General features: G+C 72.5%; 25 protein-coding genes. 15 read left to right on the forward strand and 10 right to left on the reverse strand.

Annotated elements, in window-relative coordinates; translation table 11 throughout:
- Window positions 1-1520 (reverse strand): glycoside hydrolase family 2 protein (locus AC30N0_RS00255; protein WP_489515937.1); only part of this gene is annotated, 1520 nt, incomplete at its 3' end.
- Between the two features lie 166 nt (window positions 1521-1686).
- Window positions 1687-2475 (reverse strand): hemerythrin domain-containing protein, encoded by a 789-nt coding sequence (locus AC30N0_RS00260; RefSeq protein WP_489515938.1) that lies wholly within the window; start codon window positions 2473-2475, stop codon window positions 1687-1689.
- A gap of 127 nt (window positions 2476-2602) precedes the next feature.
- On the opposite strand from AC30N0_RS00260, the gene AC30N0_RS00265 reads away from it, so the two are divergent.
- From AC30N0_RS00265 to AC30N0_RS00280, 4 genes are all read left to right on the forward strand, one after another.
- Complete coding sequence (locus AC30N0_RS00265; protein WP_489515939.1) at window positions 2603-3508, forward strand: NAD(P)/FAD-dependent oxidoreductase; 906 nt, start codon at window positions 2603-2605, stop codon at window positions 3506-3508.
- A gap of 87 nt (window positions 3509-3595) precedes the next feature.
- The gene (locus AC30N0_RS00270) at window positions 3596-4957 is read left to right on the forward strand and encodes a UDP-glucose dehydrogenase family protein (RefSeq protein WP_489515940.1); all 1362 of its coding nucleotides are present in this window, start codon (window positions 3596-3598) and stop codon (window positions 4955-4957) included.
- Complete coding sequence (locus AC30N0_RS00275; RefSeq protein WP_489515941.1) at window positions 4950-6152, forward strand: glycosyltransferase; 1203 nt, start codon at window positions 4950-4952, stop codon at window positions 6150-6152. The genes AC30N0_RS00270 and AC30N0_RS00275 overlap by 8 nt, the downstream gene beginning before the upstream one ends.
- Window positions 6149-6958, forward strand: a complete 810-nt coding sequence (locus AC30N0_RS00280; protein WP_489515942.1) for a DUF2334 domain-containing protein — start codon at window positions 6149-6151, stop codon at window positions 6956-6958. The genes AC30N0_RS00275 and AC30N0_RS00280 overlap by 4 nt, the downstream gene beginning before the upstream one ends.
- On the opposite strand, the gene AC30N0_RS00285 is transcribed toward AC30N0_RS00280, so the two are convergent.
- The 4 genes from AC30N0_RS00285 to AC30N0_RS00300 all read right to left on the reverse strand — a co-directional run bounded on the left by AC30N0_RS00285 (window position 6945) and on the right by AC30N0_RS00300 (window position 10059).
- Window positions 6945-7478, reverse strand: coding sequence for a phosphatase PAP2 family protein (locus AC30N0_RS00285; protein ID WP_489515943.1), 534 nt, complete (start codon window positions 7476-7478; stop codon window positions 6945-6947). The genes AC30N0_RS00280 and AC30N0_RS00285 overlap by 14 nt on opposite strands.
- Window positions 7462-8637: a glycosyltransferase family 4 protein gene (locus AC30N0_RS00290; RefSeq protein WP_489515944.1), complete on the reverse strand. Its 1176-nt coding sequence runs from the start codon at window positions 8635-8637 to the stop codon at window positions 7462-7464. The genes AC30N0_RS00285 and AC30N0_RS00290 overlap by 17 nt, the downstream gene beginning before the upstream one ends.
- A gap of 82 nt (window positions 8638-8719) precedes the next feature.
- On the reverse strand, window positions 8720-8908 hold the full coding sequence (locus tag AC30N0_RS00295; protein ID WP_489515945.1) for a DUF3606 domain-containing protein: 189 nt from the start codon (window positions 8906-8908) through the stop codon (window positions 8720-8722).
- 62 nt (window positions 8909-8970) lie between these two features.
- Window positions 8971-10059, reverse strand: coding sequence for an AI-2E family transporter (locus AC30N0_RS00300; protein ID WP_489515946.1), 1089 nt, complete (start codon window positions 10057-10059; stop codon window positions 8971-8973).
- A gap of 103 nt (window positions 10060-10162) precedes the next feature.
- On the opposite strand from AC30N0_RS00300, the gene AC30N0_RS00305 reads away from it, so the two are divergent.
- Complete coding sequence (locus AC30N0_RS00305) at window positions 10163-11263, forward strand: ATP-dependent DNA ligase (protein ID WP_489515947.1); 1101 nt, start codon at window positions 10163-10165, stop codon at window positions 11261-11263.
- Window positions 11264-11285: 22 nt separating this feature from the next.
- On the opposite strand, the gene creD is transcribed toward AC30N0_RS00305, so the two are convergent.
- Window positions 11286-12710 carry a cell envelope integrity protein CreD gene (gene creD, locus AC30N0_RS00310; RefSeq protein ID WP_489515948.1) on the reverse strand — a complete coding sequence of 475 codons (1425 nt, stop codon included), beginning with the start codon at window positions 12708-12710 and terminating at the stop codon, window positions 11286-11288.
- A gap of 220 nt (window positions 12711-12930) precedes the next feature.
- On the opposite strand from creD, the gene AC30N0_RS00315 reads away from it, so the two are divergent.
- The 10 genes from AC30N0_RS00315 (at window position 12931) to AC30N0_RS00360 (ending at window position 20975) form a co-directional block, all read left to right on the forward strand.
- Window positions 12931-13218: a hypothetical protein gene (locus AC30N0_RS00315; RefSeq protein ID WP_489515949.1), complete on the forward strand. Its 288-nt coding sequence runs from the start codon at window positions 12931-12933 to the stop codon at window positions 13216-13218.
- A gap of 99 nt (window positions 13219-13317) precedes the next feature.
- Window positions 13318-13587: a GlsB/YeaQ/YmgE family stress response membrane protein gene (locus tag AC30N0_RS00320; protein WP_489515950.1), complete on the forward strand. Its 270-nt coding sequence runs from the start codon at window positions 13318-13320 to the stop codon at window positions 13585-13587.
- A gap of 97 nt (window positions 13588-13684) precedes the next feature.
- Window positions 13685-14143 (forward strand): type II 3-dehydroquinate dehydratase, encoded by a 459-nt coding sequence (gene aroQ, locus AC30N0_RS00325; protein ID WP_489515951.1) that lies wholly within the window; start codon window positions 13685-13687, stop codon window positions 14141-14143.
- Window positions 14140-14835, forward strand: a complete 696-nt coding sequence (locus AC30N0_RS00330; protein ID WP_489515952.1) for a 3-oxoacid CoA-transferase subunit A — start codon at window positions 14140-14142, stop codon at window positions 14833-14835. Before aroQ ends, AC30N0_RS00330 begins: the two co-directional genes overlap by 4 nt.
- A 2-nt stretch (window positions 14836-14837) precedes the next feature.
- Window positions 14838-15497, forward strand: a complete 660-nt coding sequence (locus AC30N0_RS00335; protein ID WP_489515953.1) for a 3-oxoacid CoA-transferase subunit B — start codon at window positions 14838-14840, stop codon at window positions 15495-15497.
- Complete coding sequence (pcaF, locus tag AC30N0_RS00340; RefSeq protein ID WP_489515954.1) at window positions 15494-16702, forward strand: 3-oxoadipyl-CoA thiolase; 1209 nt, start codon at window positions 15494-15496, stop codon at window positions 16700-16702. Before AC30N0_RS00335 ends, pcaF begins: the two co-directional genes overlap by 4 nt.
- A 92-nt stretch (window positions 16703-16794) precedes the next feature.
- Complete coding sequence (locus AC30N0_RS00345) at window positions 16795-17175, forward strand: hypothetical protein (RefSeq protein WP_489515955.1); 381 nt, start codon at window positions 16795-16797, stop codon at window positions 17173-17175.
- Window positions 17176-17185: 10 nt separating this feature from the next.
- Window positions 17186-17719 carry a (2Fe-2S)-binding protein gene (locus AC30N0_RS00350; protein WP_489515956.1) on the forward strand — a complete coding sequence of 178 codons (534 nt, stop codon included), beginning with the start codon at window positions 17186-17188 and terminating at the stop codon, window positions 17717-17719.
- Window positions 17716-18705, forward strand: a complete 990-nt coding sequence (locus AC30N0_RS00355) for an FAD binding domain-containing protein (RefSeq protein WP_489515957.1) — start codon at window positions 17716-17718, stop codon at window positions 18703-18705. The genes AC30N0_RS00350 and AC30N0_RS00355 overlap by 4 nt, the downstream gene beginning before the upstream one ends.
- Window positions 18705-20975, forward strand: a complete 2271-nt coding sequence (locus AC30N0_RS00360; protein WP_489515958.1) for a xanthine dehydrogenase family protein molybdopterin-binding subunit — start codon at window positions 18705-18707, stop codon at window positions 20973-20975. Before AC30N0_RS00355 ends, AC30N0_RS00360 begins: the two co-directional genes overlap by 1 nt.
- A 20-nt stretch (window positions 20976-20995) precedes the next feature.
- On the opposite strand, the gene AC30N0_RS00365 is transcribed toward AC30N0_RS00360, so the two are convergent.
- The 3 genes from AC30N0_RS00365 to AC30N0_RS00375 form a co-directional block, all read right to left on the reverse strand.
- Window positions 20996-21610 (reverse strand): LuxR C-terminal-related transcriptional regulator, encoded by a 615-nt coding sequence (locus tag AC30N0_RS00365; protein ID WP_489515959.1) that lies wholly within the window; start codon window positions 21608-21610, stop codon window positions 20996-20998.
- Between the two features lie 16 nt (window positions 21611-21626).
- Window positions 21627-22562 carry a S1C family serine protease gene (locus tag AC30N0_RS00370; protein WP_489515960.1) on the reverse strand — a complete coding sequence of 312 codons (936 nt, stop codon included), beginning with the start codon at window positions 22560-22562 and terminating at the stop codon, window positions 21627-21629.
- A gap of 118 nt (window positions 22563-22680) precedes the next feature.
- Window positions 22681-22930, reverse strand: a 250-nt coding sequence (locus AC30N0_RS00375; protein ID WP_489515961.1) for an acyl-CoA carboxylase biotin carboxyl carrier protein subunit, incomplete at its 5' end; no start/stop codon positions are given.

Below are 22930 nucleotides of genomic sequence, written 5' to 3' on the forward strand. Positions count from 1 at the left end.
GCGAACTTGATGCCGCCGAACTCGGTGAGCATGATCGGCTGGCCGCGGTGCGGGTAGCCGTCGAGCGTGAGGACGCGGCCGCCGGGTCGGCGCCGGTCGAACAGCTGGTCGGGCTTGATCTCGGGCCCGTAGCGCACGCGCAGGTGCTCGGTGTTGGCGTCGTAGTCGTGGATGCCGATGATGTCGGTGGCGCTGCTTTCCCAGCCGTCGTTGCCGATCACCGGCCGCGTCGCGTCGAGCGTCTTGGTCAGGTGGTAGAGCGCCTGCACCGCGTGCCGCTGCTCGCCGACCGCGTTCAGGTCGGGCACGCCCCACGACTCGTTGAACGGCACCCAGACGATGATGCAGGGGTGGCTGTAGTCGCGGGCGATGACCTCGGTCCACTCGCGGATCGTCCGCTTGATCGCGGTGCGCGTGAAGCGGTACGCCGAAGGCATCTCGGCCCAGACGAGCAGGCCGAGCCGGTCGGCCCAGTACAGGTAGCGCGGGTCCTCGACCTTCTGGTGCTTGCGCACGCCGTTGAAGCCCATCGCCTTGGCCAGCTCGACGTCGCGCTTCAGGGCCGCGTCGTCGGGCGCCGCCAGCAGCGTGTCGGGCCAGTAGCCCTGGTCGAGCACCATGCGCAGCAGGTAGGGCCGGCCGTTCAGCATGAAGCGGTCGCGCAGCACCTGCACCTGGCGCAGGGCCGTGTACGAGGCGAACTCGTCGATGACCTTGTCGCCCGAGAAGAGGCGCACCCGCGCCTCGATCAGGTTCGGCTGCTCCGGGCTCCACAGCAGCTCGTTGCGGAAGTCGTCGATGCCCGGGTCGAGCAGCGCGATCTGCCGGTCGACCTCGCCGTCGATGACCCGGTAGCGGTCGTGCGCGAGCAGGCGATCCTCGTGCGTCAGCACGACGTCGACGAACAGCTCGCCGCTGACGTCGCCGGCGACGAAGGTCTCGAAACGGATCGCGAAGGCCTCGACGTCCGGGGTCCAGCGGATCGTCTCCACATAGGTCGGCGACACCGTCTCGAGCCACACCGTCTGCCAGATGCCCGTGGTGCGCGGGTACCAGATCAGGTGCGGCTCTACCTGCCAGTCCTGCTTTCCGCGCGGCTTGGCGAGGTCGAGCGGGTCGTCCTCGGCACGGACGGTGATCGTCTGCTTGCCCGAGGGCTTCAGCAGCCGCGTGATGTCGGCCGAGAACGGCGTGTGCCCGCCCTCGTGCGACACCGCGACGCGGCCGTTGACCCAGACCTTGGCGGCGTAGTCGACGGCCCCGAAGTGCACGATGACGCGCTGCTCGCGGGCGTCGACCTCGAACTCGCGCTCGTACCAGCAGGCGCGGTGCAGGCCGCGATCGGCGATGCCGCTCGCCTGCGACTCGGGCGGGTACGGCACGGTGATCCGCGATGGCCAGTCGTGGATGTCCGCGGGCGACGAGAACCGCTGCTCGTCGTCGTAGAAGAAGCGCCAGGTGCCGTTCAGCGAGGTCCACTCGGGACGCTGCAACTGCGGGCGGGGGTAACCGAAATCCAAGTGCGCTCCAGGGCGTTGACGAGCAACGAGTTTGGCACCGCGCCGGCGGCGCCGATGCGCGCCGGTTCGATCGGCGGTGATATTGCAGAAACTCCGCACGCGGTGCGGCCACGCCGCAACACCCGTCGAGCAGCGGGTGGCGGCCGGTGGAGGACGGATCCGGGAGTCAGGCGTCGGCGCGGGCCGCCCTCTGGCGTGCCGCCCGGCCGCTGCTGGCCAGGAGGCGATCGCCCTGCCTGGCCGCTTCCTTCGCGGTGTTCCTCGCTGCCTTCTTCAGCTCGTCCTTGGTTTCCCGCATCGACTCCAGCCAGCCGTTGTGCCGGCCCCCGTGCCGGCCGTGGTGGGCGCTGTCGTGCCGCCCGTGGTGCCGGGTCGAGGCGAGGCTCTTCAGGACCATGACCCCGGCCAGCACCGCACCGACGCCCATGATCATCGTGCTCGCCGGCAGCGCCCGCGCCGTGTTCCAGGCGATCTCGAGCGAGCGCGGCTTGATCAGCTCGATGCGCCGCTCCGTCATCTCGACGCCGAGCTCCTCGAGCCGGTGCGGCATCAGCTTCTCGGCCGCCGGCAGGAGGATGGTCTCCTCGTCGGCGACGTGGTGCATCACGTCGCGCATGAGCTCCATGACCGTGTCGTCGTACGCCATGTCGCTGGCGCTCATGGTGCGCAGCACGGCGATCAGCCGCTTCATCGCGTCGTGCTCGGGAACGCTCTTGGCCACCACCGCGCCTTCGGCGTTCAGCGTCTGCAGCGCCGGGTAGAAGATCTCTTCCTCCAGCTGCGCGTGGACCTCGAGCGCCAGCATGATGGTGTTGACCAGGGCCTCCTTGGTGCCGTGCGAGGTGTCGGCCTCGTACTGGTGGAAGGTCGCGAGCACGTGGGTGTGGTCGGCGCGGATCATGTTGGTGATCGTCGGCGACGCCTTGTGCAGCAGCGTCTGAAGGGATGTGTTCAAGGGGGCCTCCTGTCGGTGTGGGTGTCCGGAGAGGCTGCTGCAGCAACGGACGTACCCGTCGGCCAGGTCGGCGACGCGAGGCACATGGCTTGCCCGGCGAGGGCTCCCCGGCCTCCCCCGGCACCCCGTGCGCCCGACTGCCCCGTCCTGTGATGTCCTCGTCGTCGGCGCCGGCCCCGCCGGGCTGATCGCCGCCGTGTACCTGGCGCGCTTCCGCCGCTCGGTCGCCCTCGTCGACGCGGGGCACAGCCGGGCGGTGCGAATCCCGCGCTCGCACAACTATCCCGGCTACCCGGAAGGGATCACCGGGCCGGACCTGACGGCATCGCTGCGCGAGCAGGCACGCCACTACGGCATCGAGGCGACGCCGGCCACCGTGGAGACCCTGCAGGCAAAGGGTGACGGTTTCGCCGCGACCTGGGCAGGCGGCGGCACGTCGGCGCGTTGCGTCGTCCTGGCGACCGGCGCCACCGACGTCGAGCCGCGCCTGCCGCACCTCGCCGAAGCCCTGCAGACCGGTGCCATCCGGTACTGCCCTGTGTGCGACGGCTTCGAGGTCATCGACCAGCGCGTCGGCGTCCTGATCGACGGCCCGGCCGGCGTCGCGGAGGCGGTCTACCTGCGCCACTTCACGCCGCAGGTGACGGTTTTCCAGGCCAGCGCCGAGGTCGGGCTGGCGCCCGCCGACCGCGAGCGCCTGGTCCGGGCCGGCATTCGCCTGGTGCCGGCGCCGCTGACGAGCGCCCGCCTCTGGCGGGACCGGATCACCCTTCGCCATGGCGACGAGGAGACGACCTGCGACACCGTCTACTGCGCCCTCGGCATGAACGTGCACTCGCGCCTGGCGGTCGATCTCGGCGCCGAGGTCGACGCGAGCGGCTACCTGCGCGTCGACGCCCACCAGCGAACGACCGTGCCCGGCCTCTACGCCGCCGGCGACGTGGCCTCGGGCCTGAACCAGATCAGCGTCGCCAGCGGCGGCGCCGCCATCGCCGCCTCGGCCATCCACCGCGAGCTCGGCCTGCCCGCGTAGCGAGCTCGGGCCGGGCCGCCGTCGGGTGCGCGGTTCGCCCCGGCCGGGACGCGCCTGCCCGGCCCGTCCGCGCACAATGTCACGCACATGAAGATCACCGTGATCGGCAGCGGCTACGTGGGCCTCGTCACCGGCGCCTGCCTGGCCGAGATGGGCAACGAGGTCGTCTGCCTGGACACCGACGCTGCCAAGGTAGAGCTCCTGCAACGCGGCGAGCTGCCGATCCACGAGCCCGGGCTGCAGCAGCTGGTGCAGCGCAACCGCTCGGCCGAGCGGCTTTCGTTCACGGTCGACGCGGCACGGGCCATCGCGCACGGCAGCGTCCTCTTCATCGGCGTCGGCACGCCGCAGGGCGAGGACGGCTCGGCCGACCTGAGCCACGTCCTGGCGGCGGCCGAGAGCATCGGCCGGCACATGGCGGCCTACAAGGTCATCGTCGACAAGAGCACGGTCCCGGTCGGCACCAGCGAGAAGGTGCGCGAGGTCGTGGCCGCGGCGCTGGCCGCGCGCGGGCTGGCCGGCACCGGGTTCGCGGTCGTCTCCAACCCGGAGTTCCTGAAGGAAGGCGCGGCCGTCGCCGATTTCATGCGCCCCGACCGCGTCGTCATCGGCAGCAGCGACGAACGCGCGATCGGCGTCATGCGCTCGCTCTACGCCCCCTTTCTGCGAAACCGCGAGCGCCTGTTGGTGATGGACGCGCGCAGCGCCGAGCTCACCAAGTACGCGGCCAACGCGATGCTGGCGACGCGCATCAGCTTCATGAACGAGCTGGCGCGGCTTGCCGACCGCGTCGGCGCCGACATCGAGCAGGTCCGCCGCGGCATCGGCAGCGATCCGCGCATCGGCACCCACTTCCTCTACGCCGGGGCCGGCTACGGCGGCTCGTGCTTCCCGAAGGACGTGAGCGCGCTGGTCCGCAGCGCCGCCGCTCACGACCTCGAGCTGCAGGTGCTGACCGCCGTCGCCGCCGCCAACGAGCGGCAGAAGCGCGTCCTGGGCGAGAAGATCGTCGCCCGCTTCGGCGAGCGCCTCGCCGGCCGCCGCTTCGCCGTCTGGGGCCTCGCCTTCAAGCCCGAGACCGACGACATGCGCGAGGCGCCCAGCCGGGTCCTGATCGACGAGCTCGTCGGCCGCGGCGCCCGCGTCCTCGCCTACGACCCGGTCGCCGGGGCCGAGGCGAGCCGGCTCTACGCCGGGGAGGAGGCGGTGACGATCGTCGGCTCGCAGATGGCGGCGCTGGAGGGCGCCGACGCGCTGGTTCTCGTCACCGAGTGGAAGCAGTTCAGGAGCCCCGACTTCGAGGCCGTCAAGGCGGCGCTGCGCCAGCCTGTGATCTTCGACGGCCGCAACCTCTACGACCCGGCCCTGCTGCGCTCGTTCGGCATCGACCACGTCTGCATCGGTCGTGCCGGCGCGACCGGCACCGCGGAGCCGCCGCCCGGTGGCTGAAGCGGTCCACGTCGTCGACACGACGATGTTCTGGAGCCCGACCGGTGGCGGCGTCCGCCGCTATCTGCAGACCAAGCACGCCTGGCTGTCGCGCCAGCCGGGCTGGCGGCACACGCTGGCGGTGCCGCTCGTCGCCGGCGAGCGGGCCGGCCCGGCCACCCTGCCCTCGCTGCCGCTGCCGGCGAGCGGCGGCTACCGCCTGCCGCTGCGCCGCGGCGCGATGGCGCGCGTGCTCGCCGGGCTGGCACCCGACGTCATCGAGGTAGGCGATCCGTACCGGGTCGCCTGGGCGGCGCGCGACGCGGCGCGGCTGCGCGGCTGCGCGGCGGTGGCCTACTGCCACTCGAACCTGGCGTCGATGGCGCGGCTGGCCGCCGGCCCTCGCTTCGGCGCCGCCGCGGCGCGCTGGTCCGCCCGGTACGCGCGCCACCTGTACGGCGGCTTCGACCTCGTCTTCGCGCCGAGCCGGAGCATGGCCGGGCACCTCGCCGACTGGGGCGTCGCCCGCGTCGCCTGCCAGCCGCTCGGCGTCGACACCCGCGTCTTCCATCCATCGCGCGCCGACCCGGCCTGGCGCGCCCGGCAGGGCTGGACGGCGGCGACGCGCGTGCTGGTCTACGCCGGCCGCTTCGCTGCCGAGAAGCATCTCGACGTCCTCGTCGATGCGGTGAAACGCCTGGGCTCGCCCTACGTGCTGGTCCTGGTCGGCGCCGGGCCGGTGCAGCCGCGGCCGAGCGAGCGCGTCGTCGTCATGCCCTTCCTGCAGACCGCCGAACTAGCGACCGCCCTGGCCAGCGCCGACGCCTTCGTCCACGCCGGCGACCAGGAGACCTTCGGCCTGTCGGTCCTCGAGGCGCTGGCCTGCGGCACCCCGGCGGTGGTGCGCGCCGCCGAAGGGCTGGCCGAGCTCGTCGACGGCGAGGACGCCGGCCGCAACGGCAACGAACGCATCGGCTACGCCGTCGGCAGCGGCACCGGCGCCGCGTTCGCGGAAGCGATCGTCGCACTGTTCGGGCATGACCCGCCGGCACTGGCCGGCGCGGCCCGGCGCCGCGCCGAAGCGAGCGACTGGGAGCGGGTGCTGCCGACGCTGACCGGCCACTACCTGCGCCTGCTCGGCCGCGAGGGCGCGGCGTCGGCGGGCGTCGCTGCGGACGGCGCGGCGGCGGCCGGCCGGCCGCGCTTCGCGCCATGAGCGGCGCGACCCGGGCGGTGGCGCAGCGGACGGCCTGCATCGTCCTGCACGACGTCGCCGAGTCGACGCTGCCGGCCTGCGAGCGCGCGCTCGACGCCGTGCGCGAGGTCGCCGGCGACGTGGCCGTGACCCTGCTGGTGGTGCCGCGCTACCACGGCGAGACGCCCTCGGCCGCCTTCGAGCGATGGCTCGACGGGCGCGCCGCCCGCGGCGACGAGCTCGCCCTGCACGGCCTCACGCACCGCGACGACGGCGCGCCGGCCGGCTGGATCGACCGCCTGCGCCGCTCGAGCTACACGCGCGGCGAAGGCGAGTTCTGGGCCATCTCGTGCGACGAGGCGCTGGCCCGGATCGACACCGGGCTGTCCTGGTTCGCCCGGCACGGCTGGCCGGTCGCCGGCTTCGTCGCCCCGGCCTGGCTGCTCGGCCCGGGCGCCCGCGAGGCGGTGGCGCAACGCCCGTTCGAATACACCTCGACCCTGCGCCGGCTCGTGCACCTGCCGGACGGGCCGGGGATCAGCAGCCAGAGCGTCGTCTACAGCACCTCCAGCGCCTGGCGGCGGACGAGTTCGCTGCTGTGGAACGGGCTGGTCGCGCGCGGCGTGCAGGCGAATCCGCTGCTGCGTCTCGAGCTGCACCCGCGCGACGCCGATTTCGCGGCCGTCCGCCGCTCGTGGCAGGCCATCCTGGCCCAGGGCCTGCGCGACCGGACCGCGCGCACGGTCGTCGACTTCATGCGCCGCCGCCGGGTCGTCGACGCCGATGGCGGCGCGGCGTGGGCGGCCCGCCGCGCTAGAGCAGATTGAAGCTGACTGCGGCGGTGATGCCGCCGATGACGGCACCGACGATCACGTCGCTGGGGTAGTGCAGGCCGAGCACGACGCGCGAGACGGCGATCAGCAGCGTCAGCGGCCAGACGATGAAGCCGAGCACCGGGTAGTACACGGTCAGGATCAGGCTGCACGCCACCGAGTGCAGGGTGTGCCCGCTCGGGAAGCTGAACTCGTCGAGCGAGCGCCCGCACTCGCGGATGCCGGGGCAGGTGCGGAAGGGACGGGGCCGGGCAATCCAGCGCTTGACGATGGTGTAGATGAGCAGGTTGACGATGCCGACGCCGATCATCCGCACCGATGCCGACGGCCCGCTCGGCCCGCCGGCCCAGGGCAGGCAGACGACCACGGCGTACCAGATCCAGCCGTCGCCGACGCGGCTGACGACGCCGAGAAGCCGGACGACCCAGGCGCGGGTCGCCGCGCCGTGCATCCACAGCGCGACGGTGCGCTCGCGCTCGAGCCAGAGCGTCTGCCGCTCAGGCCACGACGGCAATGCTTGCGGTCGGCGTTTCGGATTCATGGACGGTGGCCACGAGGTGGGCCTCGAAGCCGGTCAGGACCTGCGGCCAGGCGGCCCGGGCAGCAGCGGCGAGCGCTTCCTCGCGCATCGGCGCGATCGCGGCGGGGGCGCGGGCCAGGGCAACGGTCTCGGCGATGAAGCCGGCCTCGTCGCCCGGCACGACCAGCCGGCCGCTGCGCCCGTCGCGCACGTGCTCGGCGGCGGCGGCGACGTCGTAGGAGACGACGGCGAGCCCCGAGGCGAGCGCCTCCAGGACGACGTTGCCGAAGGTGTCGGACAGGCTGGGGAACAGGAAGACGTCGGCCGACGCGTAGTGCTCGGCCAGCGCCTCGCCGCGCTGCACGCCGACGAACTGCGCCGCCGGGTGGGCGGCCTCGAGCCGGGCCCGGGCCGGACCGTCGCCGACGACGATCATCCGCGTGCCGGGCTGCTGCTCGCGCGCCCGCTCGAAAGCGCGCAGGGCGAGCTCGACGTTCTTCTCGGGCGCCAGCCGGCCGACCGCGAGCAGCACCGGCGCCTCGCCGGCGCCCCAGGCCCGGCGCAGCGCCTCGTTTCGCCAGGCCGGCGAAAAGCGCTGCCCGTCGACGCCGCGGCCGACGACCGCCAGGCGCTGGAAACCGGACGCGGCAAGCTCGCGACGGGCGGCGCGCGTGGGCACGAAGGTGCGGTCGGTGAGGTTGTGGAAGCGGCGCAGCAGCGACAGGAACGGCCCGGCGAGCAGGCCGAGGCCGTAGTAGCGGCTGTACTGGTGGAAGTTGGTCCGGAAATCCGAGGTGACCGGCAGCCCGAGCGCACGCGCCGCGGCCAGCGCCGCCCAGGCCAGCGGCCCGGGCGTGGCGAGGTGCACGAGCTGCGGACGCGAGCGCTCGAACCGGCGCATCAGCGGCGTCACGCGCGACAGGCCGAAGCGAAGCTCCGGGTACATCGGGATCGCGCAGCCGGCGGTTCGCAGCTCGGCGGCGTCGTCGAGCTTGCCCTCGCCACGCTGCCGCGGCCGGATCAGCTCGACCGAATGGCCGCGCTCGCGCAGGTGACGGACCGTCCGCTCGACGGTGAGCGAGACGCCGTTGAGCTCGGGCGGGAAGGTCTCCGTCACGTAGGCGAGCCGCAGCGGACGAACGGAGGGATTCATCGGGCCATTCTGGCAAGCGGAATGCCGAACCTTGTAGGACGCCGCCGCAACCCCGGGGCGCATCCCCTATGCGGACTGGGTATCAGCCGCCGGCGTCGCGCACGCGATCGCTGTTGGTGGTGCTTCGCGTGCCTTTCAGGTACATCTCGATGTCGGCCTGGTTCGCGCCCACCGCAGCGACCGCCTCCTCGATCTGCTCCGGAGTGGCGTCGAATTCATCGGCCCAGCGCCGGATCTGCTCCGGGCTGGCGCGGCTGGGGTCGTTCGGCATGATCGATGGGCTCCGGCAATCGCTCCGCTGCCGGCAATCGGCATGCGCGCCCCGGGCGAGGCTCAGTCGCCCTGGAGGAAGGTGCAGACCGTGCGCATCCCCGCGGTGCGCCGGCACGCGGCGCGCAGGGCCAGCAGCATCGGCACGGCCAGGAAGGCGCCGGCGATGCCCCACAGCCAGCCCCACAGGATGACCGACAGGAAGACGAAGAGCGGCCGCAGGCGCAGCCGGTGGCCCATGAACATCGGGCTCAGGAAGTTGGCTTCGATGCCGTGGATGAGCAGGAAGACGGCCGGGGGCGCGAGCATGCCGATCTCGGCGCCGTACGTGACGTTGCCGGCGAGCAGGAGCAGCACCGTGATGAGCAACGGCCCGATGTACGGGATGAAGGCGAGCACCGCCGTGGTCGTTCCCCACAGCACGGGATTGGGCATGCCGATCAGGGCGAGCGCGCAGCCGGTCGCCAGCCCGAGGAGGACGTTGATGATGCTCATCGTCGAGATGAACATGCCGATGTCGCGCTCGGCCTGGCGCAGGCCCGACAGCACCAGGGCCCGCGTGCGCGAGCTGCGGATCGTCCGCACCATGCGCTCGACCAGCCAGTGCTCCGAGGCGAGCAGGAAGTAGAGCAGGATCACCGTCGCCGACGCCGAGAGCGCGAACGAGATGGTGCCGCCGATGGCCAACCGGGTGAAGGTCCAGCCCTCGCTGGCGAGGCGCTCGTTGAGCGGGTCGGGCGGCGGCCCGGCCGCCGGCGAGCGGGTCAGCGGCTCGGGCGTGGCGTAGGGGAAGAGGGCGTCCCGCCAGCCCTGCAGGGCCTCGACCAGCTGATGCACGATCTCCGGCGCGCGCGACCACCACGCCGCGGCCGGCGCGGCGACGAGCAGGCCGAGCAGCGCCACCACGGCGAGCACGGACAGGATCACGAGACCGGAGCCGACGTACTCGTGCACGCCCTTGCGGCGCAGCGCCCGCACCGGCCGGGCGAGGACGAAGGCGAAGACGGCGGCGATGGCGATCGGCAACAGCACCGGCCGCGCATGCTCGAGCATCAGCACGACGGCGACGAAGAGCAGGCCGCGGCCGACCCAGGGCTCGAGGCCCTTGCGCTGGTCGGGGAAGACGGGGCGGAGCGACAAGGTGGCCGGCATGATGGCATGGCGACCCGCGCCGGTGCCGCAGCGCAGAAGGCAATCCACGGGCCGCGGCGGCACGTTTGGCGTACCGTAGCGCGCCCCGACCCGACTGCCTCCGATGCCGACACGCGACACCGCTGCCCTGTTCCAGGAACCCATCGCGCCGATGCTGGCCAAGGTAGCGGAAGCACTGCCGGACGAGGGCGAGTTCCTGTACGAGCCGAAGTGGGACGGCTTTCGGGCCATCGTCTTCCGGCCCTCGGCCCGCCAGGCGTCCTTGCAGAGCCGCGACCTGAAGCCGTTCGACCGCTACTTTCCGGAGCTGCAGGAGGCCCTCGTCCGCCTCCTGCCGACCGGCTGCATCGTCGATGGCGAGATCGTCGTCGCGAACCGTAGCGGCCTCGACTTCGATGCCCTGCAGCAGCGCCTGCACCCGGCGGCATCGCGCGTGGCCAAGCTGGCGGTGGCGACGCCGGCGTCCTTCGTCGCCTTCGACCTGCTCGCCACCGGCGGCCGGAGCCTGATGGCGGCGAGCCAGGCCGAGCGCCGCGCCGCGCTCGAGAAGCTGCTCGTCAGCGCCCGCCCGCCGCTCTACCTGACGCCGGCGACGCGCGACCGCGATCTCGCCGTCACCTGGCTGCGCGACTTCGAGGGCGCGGGCCTCGACGGCGTCGTCGCCAAGCCGCTCGCCGGTGCCTACCAGCCGGGCAAGCGGGCGATGCTGAAGATCAAGCACGCGCGCAGCGCCGACTGCGTGGTCGCCGGCTTCCGCTGGCACAAGAGCACGAACGAGGGCGGCGAGAAGGCGATCGGGTCGCTCATGCTCGGCCTGTACGACGACGCCGGCGTCCTGCACCACGTCGGCGTCACCTCGTCGTTCACGATGGAGACGCGGCGCCGCCTCGTCGACGAGCTGGCGCCGTGGCGCCTCGGCACGATCGCCAGCCACCCGTGGCGCGACGGCGGGCAGGGCACGGCGCCGGTCGAGGCGCAGCGCCTGCCGGGCGCGACCAGCCGCTGGAGCGCCGGCAAGGACCTGACCTGGGAGGCGCTGCGACCGGAGCGCGTCTGCGAGGTGCGCTACGACCACCTGCAGGGCGACCGCTTCCGCCACGCGACCACCTTCCTGCGCTGGCGCGAGGACAAGCCGGCCGAGGCCTGCCGCTACGACCAGCTCGAGGTCGTCACGCCCTACGAGCTGCAGAAGATCTTCGGCTAGTAGGGCGCGGGCGGCCGAGGGCTCAAGCGGTCGGCGCCGGCATCGGCTCGCCGCCTCCTTCGGCCCGCATCCTGGCCATCAGCGCGTACCAGTCGAGGCGGCGGGTCGTGACCATCAGGCCGGCGAGCACCACGAAGAGCATCGCCGAGCCGAGCAGCAAGGCGGTCTGCTCGAGCTGGAGCAGCGCGTACAGGGCGGCGTAGAGGGTGGCGATGCCGGCGCCGAAGACCGCTCCGGCGCGGGCGCCACCGAGCACAAAGGAGCCGTAGAAGGCGAGCAGCAGGGTGCATGCGGCGGCGGCGACGGCGTAGGCCCCGGCGAACGGCACGTGCTCGGAGAGGCTGACCAGGAGCAGGAAGAAGGTGGCCAGGGCCGCGCCGACGAGCAGGTACTGGATCGGGTGCACGCGCAGGCGCCGAAGCACCTCGACGCTGCCGACGCCGACGAAGGTCAGGGCGATGAAGAGAAGGCCGTATTTCGTGGCGCGGTCGGTCAGCACGTACGGGCTCACCGGGTCGATGAAGGCCACGCCGAAGGTCTCGATGCAGCGGGCGCGCCGACCTTCTTCTGCTGCCGGCGCTTCGCCCGCGCCGCCGTCGAGGCCGCAGGCGCGGCCGCCGTCGCGGGCCGCCTGCGGTGCCGTGGTCGCCAGCGCATTCAGTTGCCAGCGCGCCGAGAACCCGGCCTCGCCAACCTGTCGCTCGAGCGGCAGGAAGCGACCGGCGAACGACGGATGCGGCCAGGCGGAAGCGAGCTCGACGCGGGTGCTGTCGCCCAGGGGGGCGAAGGCGAGGTCGCCAGTGCCGACGAGCTCCAGCGCGATGTCGGCGCGCAGCGGCCGCCGGGCGCCGGCGAACGACTCGGCGATCTCGGCGTGCAGGCCGCGCGGGTGCGCCGCGTGGCGGGTGCCCGGCAGGGCCGGCGCCGGGCGGCCGTCGATCTGCACGGTGGCGGTGCGCACGCCGCGCGAATCGCCTAGCGCCAGCAGCAGGACCGGGGCCTCGCACTGCAGCCGCGAGCCGGGGTGCTGCGCCTGCGGCTGCAGGGCCATGCCGTCGGCCCAGGTGGCGACGATTCCGGCCTGGAGGACGTAGCCGTTGACCTTGAAGATGCCGCGGTAGCGCGGCTCGATCGTCGCGTTGGCCTTCACCTCGAGCGTCGCCGGCGTCGCGCTCAGCTTGATCCGGCTGCGTTCGGTCACGGTCTTGCGGTCCTTGCCCTCGCCCTGCACCGTGTCCCAGCTCTCTGTGCAGTCGCGATGCAGGAGCGGGCCGACGACGGTCTGCGCCGCCGCCAGGCTCGCCGCGACGCCTCGCTCGGCCTCGCGGAGGCGCCCGTCGCGCTCGGCGACGATGCCGCTCACCGCCTGCAAGGCGAGGCCCAGGGCGATGAATACGCCGGCGAGTGCCAGCACCTTGCCCATCAGTGGAAAACGTCGTGCCGCCATCGTGCCCTTCCGGTGCGCCGCGAGCTGCGGCCATCTCGGGGACGATCGCTGCCGGCGGCGAAGGCAGTGCGAAGCGGCGATGAAAAGCCCGACGCCTCGCAGCCCGACGCACGAATCGAGTCGATCCGCGAAATTGGACCGCCAAGCGGCCGCTCATCCAGGCTCCGCCGCCTGCCTTCGCGAATACGCTCTCCCTGTCACCTCCTATATACCGCTCGTCATGAAGCTTCTCGGCATCGAACTGCGCAGACCCTCCTTCGACGAGGTCACCGCCGCGACTGTTCTGGCGGTCGGCCTCTGGATCGCCGTCGTCGGCATCGCCCGGGTCAGCGGTCACGCCCTCCTCGGGCCCGAAGCCGGCGCCCTGCTGGTGCTCGCCCTCTGGGCATGCATCGCGGTGCGCATCGGCCTGGCGCTCGACAAGGGCCGGCGCCATCTGGTCGCCAACATCGCCGTCAGCGCCGTGCTCCTCGGGGTCTACCAAGGTGCCATCGCGCTGACGCTGTAGGAACCGACTGACACCCGATCAGCGCTCCTCGCCTTGATCTGCTCGGCCCCGGCGCATTAGCCTTCGTTTGCCGTTTTCGCGGTAAACAGGGGTAGAGAGATGAACTTCATTATTTGGCTGGTCGTCGGCGGTCTCATCGGATGGGTCGCCAGCATGATCATGAAAACCGACGGGCAACAGGGGATCATCCTGAACGTCGTGGTCGGCATCATCGGCGCGATGCTCGGCGGCTGGTTCCTGGCACCGATGTTCGGCACCGGCACCATCAACCAGAACGACTTCAGCCTGGCCGGCCTGGGCGTCTCGCTCCTCGGCGCGATCATCCTGCTGGCGATCGTCAATCTGTTCCGTCGCGGCAGCGTTCGCTGACCCGGGCCGGGCGTCGGGCGCGAGCCCGGCGCCGCTCGTGGGTTCGGCGTGACAATGTCCCCGGTGGCGCCCTCGCGGGTGCCTTCGGGACATGAGCATGCCGAACATCCTGGTGCTGAACGGGCCGAACCTGAATCTGCTGGGAACGCGCGAGCCGTCGGTGTACGGCAACGCGACCCTCGCGGACGCGGAGAAGGCTTGCCGCGAAACGGCGGATCGACATCGCCTCGGGCTGGATTTCCGCCAGAGCAACCATGAAGGCGTGCTGATCGACTGGCTGCACGAGGCCGGCGCGGCCCCCGCAGGGTCCGTGGCCGGCATCGTCCTGAACGCCGGTGCGCTCACGCACACCTCCGTCGCGCTTCACGACGCGATCAAGGCCGTCGCGGTCCCCGTTGTCGAGGTGCACGTGTCCAACGTGCACGCGCGCGAGCCTTTTCGCCACCACTCCTATCTTTCTCCCGCCTGCGCCGGCATCGTCGTCGGCTTCGGCATCGCCGGCTATTCGCTGGCGATCGACGGGCTCGCGGCAAGGCTGGCCTCGGCAGCGCGATGATCCAGAAGGAGGTCGCCACCCTGCGCGACGCGGTGGCCGACATCGGCGACGGCTCGACGGTCATGATCGGCGGCTTCGGTACCGCCGGGCTGCCGAACGAGCTCGTCGGCGCGTTGCTCGAGCAAGGCGCGAAGGGTCTCACGGTCATCAACAACAACGCCGGAAACGGCGACAGCGGGCTGGCGGCGCTGATCGCCGCCCGCCGGGTGCGCCGGATCGTCTGCTCGTTCCCGCGCCAGGCCGACAGCCATCACTTCGACCGCCTCTACCGATCCGGCGAGATCGAGCTCGAACTGGTGCCGCAGGGCAACCTGGCCGAACGGATCCGCGCCGCCGGCGCCGGCATCGGCGGTTTCTTCACGCCCACGGGCTACGGCACCGAACTGGCCCGGGGCAAGGAGACGCGCGAGATCGACGGCCGCATGTACGTGCTCGAGGCGCCCCTGCACGCCGACTACGCCTTCATCAAGGCCGAGCGCGGCGACCGCTGGGGCAACCTCGTCTACCGCATGACCGCGCGCAACTTCGGGCCGGTGATGGCGATGGCGGCCAAGACCACCATCGCCACGGTGCACGAGATCGTGCCGCTCGGCGCGCTCGACCCGGAAGCCGTGGTCACCCCCGGCATCTTCGTGCAGCGCATCGTCCGCATCGACCGCGTCGCCACCGGCGCCGGCGGCTTCAAGGAATGAGCATGGGCAAGTGGACCCGGGCCGAGATGGCCGCTCTCGTGGCGCGCGACATTCCCGACGGGGCGGTGGTCAACCTCGGCATCGGTCTGCCCACCCTGGTCGCCAACCACCTGCCGGCCGGCCGCGAGATCGTCCTGCACAGCGAGAACGGCGTCATCGGCATGGGCCCGGCGCCGCCCTCCGGCAGCGAGGACTACGACCTGATCAACGCCGGCAAGCAGCCCGTGACGCTCCTGCCGGGCGGTTCGTTCTTCCACCACGCCGACAGCTTCGCGATGATGCGAGGCGGCCACCTCGACGTCTGCGTGCTCGGCGCCTTCCAGGTCGCCGCCAACGGCGACCTCGCGAACTGGCACACCGGCGCCGCCGATGCCATTCCCGCCGTCGGGGGCGCGATGGACCTCGCCATCGGCGCCAAGAAGACCTACGTCATGATGGAACACACCACCAAGGGCGGCGAGATGAAGATCGTCGAGCGCTGCACCTATCCGCTCACGGGGGTCGGCTGTGTCGCCCGGGTCTACACCGATCTCGCGGTCATCGACGTCACGCGGCACGGGCTCGTCGTTCTGGCCCTGGCCGAAGGCGTCGGCCTGGCCGACCTGCAGGCCGTGACCGGGGCGCCGCTGACGCTCGTGAGCACCATTGGAAGGAAGCCATGAACATCCAGGATGCCTTCATCTGCGACGCCGTTCGCACCCCTTTCGGCCGCTACGGCGGCGCCCTGTCCTCGATCCGCACCGACGACCTCGGCGCGATCCCGATCCGCGCCCTCATGGAGCGCAACGGCAAGGTCGACTGGAAGAGCCTGGCCGACGTGATCTACGGCTGCGCCAACCAGGCCGGCGAGGACAACCGCAACGTCGCACGGATGGCGGCCCTGCTCGCCGGCCTGCCGGTCGAGGTGCCCGGCATGACCATCAACCGGCTCTGCGGCTCGGGGATGGATGCCGTCGGCACGGCGGCACGGGCCATCAAGTGCGGCGAGGCCGAGCTGATGATCGCCGGCGGCGTCGAGAGCATGAGCCGGGCGCCCTTCGTGATGCCGAAGGCCGAGACCGCGTTCTCGCGCTCGAATGCGGTGTACGACACGACCCTCGGCTGGCGTTTCGTGAACCGGCTGATGAAGGAGAAGTACGGCGTCGACTCGATGCCCGAGACGGCGGAGAACGTGGCCGGGGACCACGGCATCGAGCGGGCGGCGCAGGACCGGATGGCGCTCGCCTCGCAGCAGAAGGCGGTCGCGGCGCAGGCCTCGGGGTTCTTCGATGCCGAGATCGTTCCGGTCAGCATCGCGCAGAAGAAGGGCGAGCCGCTCGTGGTGGCGAAGGACGAACACCCGCGCGACACAAGCCTCGAGTCGCTGGCCCGCCTGAAGGGCGTCGTCAAGGCCGACGGCACGGTGACCGCGGGCAACGCCTCGGGCGTCAACGACGGTGCCTGCGCCCTGCTCCTGGCCAGCGAGCGTGCGGCCGGCCGCAACGGCCGGGTGCCGCGGGCCCGCGTCGTCGGCATGGCCACCGCCGGTCTGCCGCCACGGGTCATGGGCATGGGCCCGGCACCGGCGACGCGCAAGGTCCTCGAGCGCACCGGCCTGGCACTGGCGCAGATGGACGTCATCGAGCTGAACGAGGCCTTCGCTGCGCAGGGCATCGCCGTCCTGCGCGACCTCGGCCTGGCCGACGACGACCCGCGCGTCAACCCGAACGGGGGCGCGATCGCCCTCGGCCACCCGCTGGGCGCGAGCGGGGCCCGGCTCGTCACCACCGCCATCAACCAGCTGCACCGGATCCAGGGCCGCTACGCCCTCTGCACCATGTGCATCGGCGTCGGCCAGGGCATCGCCATCGTGGTCGAGCGGGTCTAGCCGCGGCCTCGCTTCCTCCAGCGGGTGGTACGGGCATAGCGATTGCCGCCCCCCGGATCGCGGTCGAGCCGATCGCATGACCGGAGCAGGACATGTCCCAGAGCAGCATCCTCGGCGGTGACCGGGCGCCCCGACAGGCCGATGGCCGCGGTTCCGACGTGCTGGGTCCCAGCGACACATCCGACTCGGGCAGCGACATCCAGGGTGCGACCCGCTTCAAGACCGACACGGCCGAAGGCGAGATGGGCGGTGCCACCCCGATCGAGACTGGCAGCGACAGCGACTCGATGGGCACCGGCGAGCGGGCCGAGGCCGTCCCCGAGGGTGCGCGCGACGGCGCCGACATCGCTCCGGACAAGATCGCCCGCTCGCAGGACGCACTCGATGCCGCCGACGCGTCGCTCGACACCGACGACATCGACGAGCTGGCTCTTGACGAGAGCGATCAGGACGACGACGGCGACGGCGACTGACGCAGGGGTGATGAAGCGCGACACCGAGCCGGGCGGCGACCCGGCCTACGCCGCGCATCGCATCGAGTGCGTGCTCAACGGCGAAACGGTCGTCACCGAGGTTCAGCCCTGGGTCACCCTGCTCGACCTGCTGCGCGACCGGTTCCGGCTCACCGGGACGAAGAAGGGCTGCGACCACGGCCAGTGCGGCGCCTGCACCGTCCTCGTCGACGGCCGGCGCATCAACGCCTGCCTGGCCCTGGCGGTGATGCAGGACGGCCGGGCCGTCACCACCATCGAAGGCCTCGCCGACGGTGCGACCCTGCACCCCATGCAGCAGGCCTTCATCGACTGCGATGCGCTGCAGTGCGGTTACTGCACGCCGGGGCAGATCGTCTCCGCCGTCGGCATGCTGGGCGAAGGCCACGCGCGCACGGCCGACGACGTGCGCGAGCAGATGAGCGGCAACCTCTGCCGTTGCGGCGCCTACGTGAACATCGTCCGCGCCGTGGTGCAGATGCTCGACGAGCCTGGCGCGGCCGGCCGCGCGGTCGACGAGCGGTGAGCCCCTTCGCCTACGTCCGCGCCGGCGACATCGCGTCGGCGCTGCGTGCCGGTGCCGCCGCCGGGTCGCGCTACATCGCGGGCGGCACCAACCTCGTCGACCTGATGAAGGAAGGCGTGGAGCAGCCGGACCGGCTCGTCGACATCACCGGCCTCGACCTCGCCTGCGTGAGCGACACCGAGAGCGGCGGCCTGCGCATCGGCGCCCTCGTCCGCAACGCCGACCTGGCCTGGCATCCGCAGGTGCGCGCACGCTATCCGCTGCTGTCGCAGGCGCTTCTCGCCGGCGCGTCGGCGCAGCTGCGCAACGCCGCGACGACTGGCGGCAACCTGCTGCAGCGGACCCGCTGCGTCTACTTCTACGACCGGGCGACGCCGTGCAACAAGCGCGAGCCGGGCAGCGGCTGCTCGGCCATCGGCGGCCTGACCCGCATGCACGCGATCCTCGGCGCGAGCGAGCACTGCATCGCCGTGCACCCTTCCGACATGGCCGTGGCACTGGCGGCACTCGACGCCCGCGTCCTCGTGCAGGCGGCCCAGGGCGAGCAGGCGATCGCCATCGCCGACTTCCACCGGCTGCCGGCGACGGAACCGGAGCGCGACACGACGCTGCCCGCCGGCGCGCTCGTCCTCGCCGTCGAGCTGCCGGCCGAGGGCTTCACCGCGCACCACGCCTACGTCAAGGTGCGTGACCGGCGCTCCTACGCCTTCGCCCTGGTCTCCGTCGCCGCAGCCTTGCGCCTGGAGGCCGGGCGGGTGGAGGCCGCGCGGATCGCGCTCGGCGGCGTCGCCCACAAGCCGTGGCGCTCGGCGGCCGTGGAGGCCGCCCTCGCGGGTCGACCGGCCGGGCGATCGACCTGGGACGAGGCCGCGGCCGCGCTTCTCGAGGGCGCCGTGCCGCAGGGCGACAACGCCTTCAAGATCGAGCTCGCGCGCCGCACCGTCGTGCGCGCGCTCGAGCGCGCCGCCGCGCAGGAGCAGGCCTGATGGCGGGCGACGCCGACCGGCTCCGCCTGCCGGCGCCGTTCGGCACGGCGAGCGTGCGCGTCGATGCCATGGCCAAGGTGACCGGCAGCGCCCGCTACGCCGCGGAGCATTCGACGCAAGGCGTCGCGCAGGGCGTGGTGGTCAGCAGCACGATCGCGCGCGGGCGCGTCGTCTCCTTCGACGTGCAGGCGGCGCTCGCCATCCCGGGCGTGCTGGACGTGCTGACGCACGCGAACCGGCCCCGCATGGCGGGGCTCGGCATCTTCTACCGCGACCTGGACTCGGTCGGCGGCACGCCCTTCAAGCCGCTGCACGACGACAGGATCCTCTACAGCGGCCAGCCGGTCGCGCTCGTCGTCGCCGAGACCTTCGAGGCGGCGCGCTGCGCGGCGGCGCTGGTCCGCGTCGTCTGCGAGGCCGAGCCGCACGCGACCGATCTCGTCGCCAACCGCGGCGCGACGCACCACCCGAGCCGCTGGAAGTTCGGCTACGAGCCGCCGGCCAAGGCGACGGGGGACGTCGAGGCGGCCTTCGCGCGGGCGCCGTTCCGCGTCGCCGCCGAGTACGACGAAGGCGCCGAGTACCACAACCCGATGGAGTTGTTCGCCTCGACCGTCATCTGGGAAGGCAGCGACCGGCTCACCATCCACGACAAGACGCAGGGCTCGCAGAACAGCCACTTCTACCTGTGCAACGCGCTGAAGCTCAAGCGCCGCAACGTGCGCGTGCTCAACCGCTACGTCGGCGGCGCCTTCGGCTCGGGGCTCCGCCCGCAGTACCAGCTGGTGCTGGCGACCCTGGCCGCCCTCAAGCTCCGCCGCTCGGTGCGCGTCGTGCTGACACGACAGCAGATGTTCAGCTTTGGGCATCGGCCCGAGAACCTGCAGACGCTGAAGCTCGCCTGCGCCGCGGACGGCAGGCTGCTGTCGATCGACCATTCGGTCGTGGCCGAGACCTCGCGCCACGAGGACTACGTCGAGAGCGTGGTGTCGTGGTCCGCCCTGCTCTACCAATGCGCCAGCATCCGCCTGGGCTATGCGCTGGTCTCGCTCGACCGCTCGACGCCGCTCGACATGCGCGCACCCGGCGCGGCCAGCGGCGTGCGCGCGCTCGAGTGCGCAATGGACGAACTCGCCTACGAAGCGGCGATCGACCCGCTCGAGATGCGGCGCGTGAACTACGCCGAGCGCGACCAAGGCGCGGACCGGCCTTTCTCGAGCAAGGGCCTGCGCGAGTGCCTCTCGCTCGGCGCCGAGCGCTTCGGCTGGAGCCGCAGGCGCATGGCGCCCGGCTCGATGCGCGACGGGCGTCTCCTCGTCGGCTGGGGCATGGCGACCGCGGTCTGGGACGCGTCGCAGATGCCGGCGTCGGCACGGGCGGTGCTCACCAGCGACGGCCGCCTGCGGGTCAGCAGCGCGACGAGCGACATCGGCACCGGTACCGGCACCGTCATGGCGCAGGTCGCCGCGGCGACGCTCGGCCTGCCGCTCGAGCGCGTCGAACCCGAGCTCGGCGACTCCGACCTGCCGCTGGCACCGCTCCAGGGCGGCTCCTTCACGGCCGCCAGCATCGGCACCGCGGTGCAGGCGGTCTGCGCCAAGGTCGGGAGGCGCCTGGTCACCCTGGCACGCAAGATCGAGGGCTCGCCGTTCGCCAAGGCCCGGCTCGCCGACATCGACTTCAGGGACGGCGCCCTGTGCCTGCGCTCCGATCCTTCGGTGCGGGTCGGCTACGTCGATGCCATGCGAGCCGCGGGCATCGACGAGATCGACGAGAAGTCGACCACCGTGCCGCACGTCCTCAGGCAGCGCAAGGCGACGCGCGCCGCGCACTCGGCGGTGTTCGCCGAGGTGAAGGTCGACCCGGACCTCGGCATGGTGCACGTGACGCGCGTCGTCAGCGCCGTCGCGGCGGGCCGCATCATCAACCCGCGCACGGCCGAGAGCCAGGTCCGGGGCGGCGTGGTCTGGGGCATCGGCCAGGCGCTGCACGAGACGGCGCAGTGGGACCACCGCTTCGGCCGGCTCATGAACCACAGCCTCGCGGAGTACCACCTCACCGCGAACGCCGACGTCGGCGAGATCGAGGTCATCTTCGTCCCCGAGGAGGATCGCCTCGTCAATCCGCTCGGGATCAAGGGCGTCGGCGAGATCGGCATCATCGGCGTCGCCGCCGCGATCGCCAACGCCGTGTTCCATGCGACCGGCCGCCGCGTCCGCGACCTGCCGATCACGCCGGACAAGGTGCTCGGCCTGACGGACGGCGGCTGACCCCGGCTCGACCGCCCGGTCTAAGCGTCGACCAGCCCGGCGCGCAACGCCTTGGCGACCGCATGGCCGCGCGACTGCGCCTGCAGCTTGGCAATGATCTGGGCGACGTGGAACTTGGCCGTGTGCGCCGAGATGCCCAGGGCGCCGCCGATGGCCCGGTTGCCGAGGCCGTGGCTCATCGCCACCAGGACCTCGCGCTCGCGCCGGGTCAGGGCACCAAGGGACGGCGATGGCGCCCGGCGCTCGCCGACCCGCTCGTAACGCAGGGCTTCCGCGGCCAGCCGCGGCGAGGTCGCGACGAGGCCGGCGTGCGCCGCCGCGGCGGCGGCCGCGATCGCGTCCGGCCGGGCGTCGCGCGGCAGCACCGAGCAGCCGTCGATCAGCCATTCGCCGACCCGCTCGTCGCCGGCGTCGGCGAGCAGGACCAGGCGCGAGCCGTCGCCGGGAAGGATCTCGAGGTCGGTGTCGCCGGCCGCCTCGACGACGGCGACCTCGGCCGCGGCGAACCCTGCCTCGCGCAGCTCGCCGAGGCTGGCGGCGGCCAGCACGACGTCGAAGCCGCCGAGCGCGTCGAGCCCGTCGGCGATGCCGGCCCGAACGAGAGGGGAAGAGAAGGCCAGGGCGATGCGGATCATGGCGGCGGCTCCCGGCTCAGCAGGCGCGTCGCTCGAGCGGCCATTCGCCGACCGTGGCGTGCACGTCGAGCGGGTTGCCGCCGCGCAGCACGCCGAGGGTGACGCTGCGCCCGATGTGCGCGGCCAGGGCGTCGCGCAGGCCGCGCAGGTCGGCCGCCGCCTGGCCGGCAGCGCTGAAGAGGACATCGCCGACCATGAGGCCGGCCTTCTGCGCGGGACCGCCGCCGACCAGGGACGTAACGAGGAGGCCGAGCGCCGCAGCCGGCGCTGACCGGGTCGCCCCCTCCGGGAGCGGCACCGATCGCGCGCCGATGCCGAGCCAGGCGCGGGCGACGCGGCCGTGCGCGAGCAGCGCATCGACGACGCGCGTCACGGTCGAGGCGGGAACGACGATGCCGTAACTGCGCGACAGCGCCGCCGTGGCGATGCCGACCACAGCGCCGCGGGTGTCGGCGACCGCGGCGCCGGACAGGCCGTCGTAGACGCCGCCGTCGAGGCGGATCAGGCGGTCGAGGTGGCCGCCCAGCCAGGTCTGCCAGGCGCCGCCGGCCCGGTTGACGATGCCCTGGCTGGCGACGAGATCGCCCTCGCCACTCCGCCCGATGGCAACGACGGTGTGGCCCGGTCGGAGCGCTGCCGCGTCGCCCAGTCCGACCGGCGCCAGCGCGCTCTCGTCGGCGAGACGGAACAAGGCGATGTCGGTCGACGAGTCGATGCCCACCAGCGCCGCATCGAGCCTCGCGCCGTCCGCGGCGACCAAGGTTACCGCCGCCGGCGTGCGCCGGAAGGCGTGCGCCGCGGTCACGACGAGGCCCGGGCGCCAGACGACGCCCGACGCTGCCGCCTCACGCCGGCCGAGGACGGCGACGGTGCCGGCGCCGACCCGCTCGACTATGTCGGCGAGCGACTCCGAGCGGGCGTGCAGGGACTGCGTTTCTGGACTGCTGTTCATGTGAGACCTTCTGCGTCGATACCGGACCCGCAAGGTACGCCCCGCGACCCGGCTGCGAACCCGCCGAACGGCGGATCGCCCGCCTCACCTGAGGCGGGGCTGGCGCTTTGCAAGCCGCCTAGTCGAACTCGACAAGCTCGACGCCTTCGCCGACCTGGTCGCCGGCGGCGAAGCGGAACGACTTCACCGTGCCGGCGTGCGGCGCGCTGATGGTGGGCTCCATCTTCATCGCCTCGAGCACGAGAAGCGGCGCGCCCTTGTCGACCGCGTCGCCCGCCTTCGCCAGCAGGGCGATGACCTTGCCCGGCATCGGCGCGACCAGGCCGCTGCCTTCTTCCTCGTGGGCCGAGCCGGCGCCGTCGACGGGA

The sequence above is a fragment of the Rhizobacter sp. genome (genome assembly GCF_031412495.1).
Classification (GTDB): domain Bacteria; phylum Pseudomonadota; class Gammaproteobacteria; order Burkholderiales; family Burkholderiaceae_C; genus Schlegelella_A.